This window comes from Mesorhizobium sp. (assembly GCF_004962925.1).
Taxonomy (GTDB): Bacteria; Pseudomonadota; Alphaproteobacteria; order Rhizobiales; family Rhizobiaceae; genus Mesorhizobium.
In genome coordinates, this window is the sequence record NZ_SUEO01000097.1 from 1 (window position 1) to 213 (window position 213).

Genomic DNA, 213 nt, shown 5'->3' on the forward strand with positions numbered 1-213 from the left:
CGCGTCAGGTACGGCGGGCCAGAACTTTTAGTAAGCCGGGTAGCTAAAGCGGGCCTGGCGAGCGTCGCTGGTCAGGTCGCGGAAATCCTTGCCGCTGACATGCACCAGCGTCCTGTGGTCGCCGCCCTCGAAATAGATGTCGTCGGCCTTGCCGAGGCTTTCATCGAGAATCACCGGCACATCGTAGGCCCCGCCGATCGGCGGGATGGCGCC

1 protein-coding gene is annotated in these 213 nt (G+C 64.3%); it reads right to left on the minus strand.

From position 1 onward, the window contains the following. Positions 1-27: 27 nt before the first annotated feature. On the minus strand, positions 28-213 hold a 186-nt coding region (locus E5W87_RS19265), incomplete at its 5' end, for an aminoacyl-tRNA deacylase (protein WP_292400822.1).